Raw genomic sequence first — 4,651 nt, forward strand, 5'->3', positions numbered from 1 at the left:
TGGAATATTATGTTTAATTTTTAATTTTCGAATAACAGAAGGCTTGATTGTTATTGGTAAGTCATCAATGCCTGTGTATGCCAATTTTTTTGAATCGGAATGAACGATAAGAAAAGTATCATCAATCAATCCATATTCATATTCAAGTAACTGTTTCTCCCAAGTTTTTAGTTTGCCATTCTCATCTAATAACTGTTTATTCCATTTATTTTTTCCCATTTGTATCCTCTATAAAATAGCATTCATACTACCTATTCTTCATCAATGCCATCTGTATCTCTTTTTATAAATAAATGGCAATCATCCACATATACTTCCGTTATATAGATTTTCTTGTCATCCTTCTCGTATGAGCGTGTATGTAACTGTCCTTCCAACTCAATACGCTTGCCTTTCTTACCATAAGAACCTAAATAATCAGCAACTTGTCCCCATGCAACGCAATTGATAAAGTCTGCAGCATCATCCTTTGATCGTGTACGTTGCACAGCAACCGTAAAATTTGCTACATGCTTGCCACTTTCTCCTTCCATCACCTTCACTTCGATATCTCTAACTAAATTTCCAGATAAATTAACGTTATTGTTCCACATTTTTTATTTCTCCTCTCTCTGTTTACAACATTTCTTTTAATCTTTAAAACGCTCGGGGCAATTTGCCCCAAGTTTTTTATAACTATCAATAATGAGAATCTTTCGTTTTAGATTCGTCTCTATATAAAGCATGATCATGTTAGTTATTACCAACATCAAATAAGCGATTGATAATGATGCACCAATAATATTGATCACCTGCCATAAGTCATTTAAATTAATATCCATATCTCTACAGCTTTCTAGAAATCCTAAACCCATTAAAGAACTTCCGCCAATGCATAGCACTGGACTAAGCCTACTTAGTTCTTCTAGTTTCACTTGCAATTCAATGTATATTCCTGCAATCTCATCCTCATTTTTTCCTTTTAGATATGCAACATACTCATCATATGTAACTTTTCTCTTTACTTTTAACTCTTTTAATAATTTATCTGATTTCATAGTTTTCACCATCTGTGATGTCTCTGGGGCAAATTGCCCCAGAGTTCAGTCCATAAAGTTTATTCAGCAAACTGTTTCTTCTTAAGAAATAAGAACACTGCCACAGCTAGACCACCTACAAACATCATAGATAATCCTACTGCATTGAATGTATCACCTGTCTTAACGGAAGGTAATGCCATATCATTTACAACAACCTTTACGGCATTATTAACTGCAAAATCATAATCCTCACTTAATACTACTTGGAAGTGATCATGATTGATTCGATAGCCTTCTGGAGCAGCAGTTTCTTGAACATAATATCCACCTAAATCATCGGCAAACTCTACAGCCCAGGTAATTACTCCTTCTCCATCTGTGATGCCTACACAAGGATTTCCATCCTTATCTACAGCCACTGTTCCATCCGCTTTAAACAACGTCAATTCAGCACCTTTTAACTTCTTAGAGTTATCCATTGCATCTACTTTGATTGCGCTCACGTAGAACACTTTACGTGTATCTACAGCCATCACAACTTGTTCATGTTGGCGTGTACCAGTTACTGTAAATTCGATATTCTCAAACTTGTTAAATCCAAATGGTGCTTCATCTTCACGAAGAATATATGTCTTTCCACCTTCAACATATTTAGAAATGTCTGTGTTTTCCTTAGTAGATGTGAATGTAACAATTTCGCTGCCTGTTACTTTGTCAATCAAAGTCATCTTAGCTCCAGCAACGTTATTTCCTTTGCCATCTGTTTTAGCAACGTCAATGACGATCTTATCGTCTGCATAATCAAGACTAACGACTGTTCCGTTATCCTTAATTTCAAAAGGCTTTGGATTTGTATTTAAGTAGTATCCTGCTGGTGCAGATACTTCTACCAATTCATAATCACCTGCAGGTAAGAAAGCATCATTGGACTTCCAGTAACCATTTGCATCTGTAGTAATTGTATAAGGTAGTGTCTGACCAGCAGCGGCTGTAGCTACAACATCACCATTTTCATCTCTAGCTACTACGTCGTAGTTGTTCTTGTTTACGATTTCAAAAGTTGCAGTACCAACATTTGCACCTGTATCTGCATCTTTCTTTTGAATCTCTAATCCGCCACGTACAACACCTTCAACTACGGTGTATTCGTTGCCACCAACAACTCTTGCTAATGAGTTCTCATCAACGATATTAAATAACGCTACACCATCTTTAACATTTGGTGCTGGAGAATTTGTTGCATCAATCACTTTATTGTCTAATGTATATCCTTCAGGTGCTTTTGTTTCTTCTACTGTGATTGTTCCTAATGGCAATGTTGGGATTCCAGCATCTAAATAGAATGGATCACCAGATACTTTATATGTATCACTCATCAAAGCAAAATATCTTCCACCAACTAACTTTGTTTGAATTACCCATGTACGTGTTGCAGTAGTAGGTAAATCATTAAATGTGTATTGTCCTGCATAATACTTGATAGTAAATTCAGCACCTTCAAGACTTGCTGGATTTGCCACAACTGTTCCATCAGCCGATATTTTATTTAAGGTAATTGTGAGTGGGTCATTTAACGGTACATCTGTTGATTGAATGCTATACGTTTCGCCATTTGCAGTAAACATATGTGAATAAACTTGAGCATCCAATCCAAATCCTCTTGGTGCTACTAATTCTTTTGTATATAGTACTGCGTTACGTTGAACTGTAATACCATTTAGTTCCCCATGACCAGTAGCATCTGTAGTAATACGTCCTACTTCATTTGTTAATGCAGCATCGGAATACACTCCATAAATGGCACCAGATAAGTCTTGAGCATAGCAAGCTGCGTTACCCTGTGTCATTGCAGGGTTGCCATTTGACTTATCTAAAGTAACGTTTACTGAGATATTTCTTGGAGCAGTCTGGATAACCCAAGTAGCTCCGCAACGCTGATAAGGTACTGTACCTAAGCCAGCACTCCAACCTGTAGCCTCTTCCCCTGTATATGGATTCAGGTAACGTGGTACGTTGATACGTAGCGTTACTCTACCATCTGGTTGAACATCTGTAACAGTAGCGTTGTAAGGGTAATATGTCTTACTACCAGATTCATATGCCGTTTTATAGGTCAATCCTATATGACCTGGTTCTAGACACTGAACACTGAGTTGGTTTATAATTTGTCCAGATGCACCACCTAAAAGACCATCGATATAATCGATCGTGAAGTTTGTCACACCTGTACTTGGATTGGTGTTAGACGTTCCTAGCTTACCTGAAAACGTGTCTCCCACTTCCAATGTATCTAGGTTAACTGTACTCGCCTCTACTGGCAACAGTTTGATTCCCATTGGAATCACAAGTGCCAGAATGAAGGCTGCCATCACGCTTAATAGCTTGATGGCTTTTCTTTTCATTTGATTCAATAAATTCATGTGTTTTTCATTCCTCCTATATGAATTTTTAATATTGCATGAAGCTTGTTGTTGTGATGCTATATCTCATCGCCTATTTGCTGTAGAAGATAATTGAAATAGGCAATGTTGTTTTTAAGATTTCTCCATTAAAAAAAGGCGGTAGATTTTTCATCTATCGCCTTATCAAGGAGAAAATTTGACTGAACTTAATTTTATATTTATCTATAACCTACAATTACTGTTTGATCCCATGCTTCTTGATCAACCACCCAAACTTGCTGAGTAACGGCATCATGATGTGTTGTGCCTACTTGAACATCACCAACATGGTAACCTCCATCATCATCCTGCATACTAAACTCATCCAGCGAATTATAAACTCTTCCAGTTTGATTACCAATAATCTTACGCTCATAGATTGGTTGATCCCATTCTTCTTGGATAACCTGTGTTTCCCAGTGTCCCACTGCATCGTGATGAATTGTCTGATAAATAGGCTGTGGAGCAGGTGCAGCTGGTGTTGTATTCGTACTTGGAGTATTTGTTACTGAAGAACTGTTGTTATTGTTCTGTGTCTCAGTAGTAGTTGTTCCTGTAGTTGGTGTAACAGGTGTTTCAGATGATGTAGTGGAAGTATCTTCTTTCTTATCTTCCTTTTTATCATCTTTCTTGCTATCTTTCTTGTCAGATTGTTTGTTATCCTTCTTATCATCTTTCTTATCATTCTTCTTAGATGATTCCTTGGATGAAGATGTTTCACTACTTGTCTCTTGTTTTGCTGTGTTGTTTGTCTTTGGCTTTGGTAGCACAAATAACATAACTACTAATCCAATTGCGGCTAAGATGCTAACGATGATGAATAATTTCTTCTTGTTCATAAGTTTTCTCCCTTCGGGGCAATTTGCCCCAATATTTTAATAAGTTAATTTATATCCTTTGTATAATCCATCTGCACCCATGATTGGTTCACATGAATATGCTCCGTATCCAGATCCAGTCGCAATGCATGCTGAATATCCTGAATCAAGATTGTATCCATCACTGAACATGAAGTATTGCGTTCCGTGTGATGTACTTGTGCTTGGGGCAATTTGCCCCGAGCCATTGTTTCCTTGTGATGGCACCTCAACATAGATAACATCAGGTGTAGGTGCAGGTTTATCAGATAGATGTAAGTTCAATGTAGCCTCCGCTTTGTTATGCTGACTATCTTCAACACTATACGTTACT

General features: G+C 37.2%; 5 protein-coding genes and 1 pseudogene. All 6 read right to left on the bottom strand.

The features are described 5' to 3' along the window. A partial coding sequence (locus RYK16_RS08290) for a hypothetical protein (RefSeq protein ID WP_314851781.1) occupies window positions 1-219 on the bottom strand: 219 nt, incomplete at its 3' end. 32 nt (window positions 220-251) lie between these two features. Next, window positions 252-593, bottom strand: a complete 342-nt coding sequence (locus RYK16_RS08295) for a single-stranded DNA-binding protein (RefSeq protein WP_314232010.1) — start codon at window positions 591-593, stop codon at window positions 252-254. 36 nt (window positions 594-629) lie between these two features. Continuing rightward, entirely contained in the window at window positions 630-1,037 is a 408-nt protein-coding gene (locus RYK16_RS08300; RefSeq protein ID WP_314851782.1) for a hypothetical protein, read from the bottom strand. A gap of 59 nt (window positions 1,038-1,096) precedes the next feature. Next, complete coding sequence (locus RYK16_RS08305; protein ID WP_314851784.1) at window positions 1,097-3,439, bottom strand: SpaA isopeptide-forming pilin-related protein; 2,343 nt, start codon at window positions 3,437-3,439, stop codon at window positions 1,097-1,099. A gap of 200 nt (window positions 3,440-3,639) precedes the next feature. After that, window positions 3,640-4,299: a hypothetical protein gene (locus RYK16_RS08310; protein WP_314851785.1), complete on the bottom strand. Its 660-nt coding sequence runs from the start codon at window positions 4,297-4,299 to the stop codon at window positions 3,640-3,642. A gap of 36 nt (window positions 4,300-4,335) precedes the next feature. Continuing rightward, a pseudogene (locus RYK16_RS08315) lies at window positions 4,336-4,651 on the bottom strand (hypothetical protein); the annotation flags it as partial.

The organism is uncultured Solobacterium sp. (genome assembly GCF_963550625.1).
Taxonomy (GTDB): domain Bacteria; phylum Bacillota_I; class Bacilli_A; order Erysipelotrichales; family Erysipelotrichaceae; genus Bulleidia.

What these genes read in the sequence shown, in the direction of transcription:
- RYK16_RS08295 (WP_314232010.1), bottom strand. Translation starts at nt 593, where the DNA reads ATGTGGAACAATAACGTTAATTTATCTGGAAATTTAGTTAGAGATATC.
- RYK16_RS08300 (WP_314851782.1), bottom strand. Translation starts at nt 1,037, where the DNA reads ATGAAATCAGATAAATTATTAAAAGAGTTAAAAGTAAAGAGAAAAGTT.
- RYK16_RS08305 (WP_314851784.1), bottom strand. Translation starts at nt 3,439, where the DNA reads ATGAATTTATTGAATCAAATGAAAAGAAAAGCCATCAAGCTATTAAGC.
- RYK16_RS08310 (WP_314851785.1), bottom strand. Translation starts at nt 4,299, where the DNA reads ATGAACAAGAAGAAATTATTCATCATCGTTAGCATCTTAGCCGCAATT.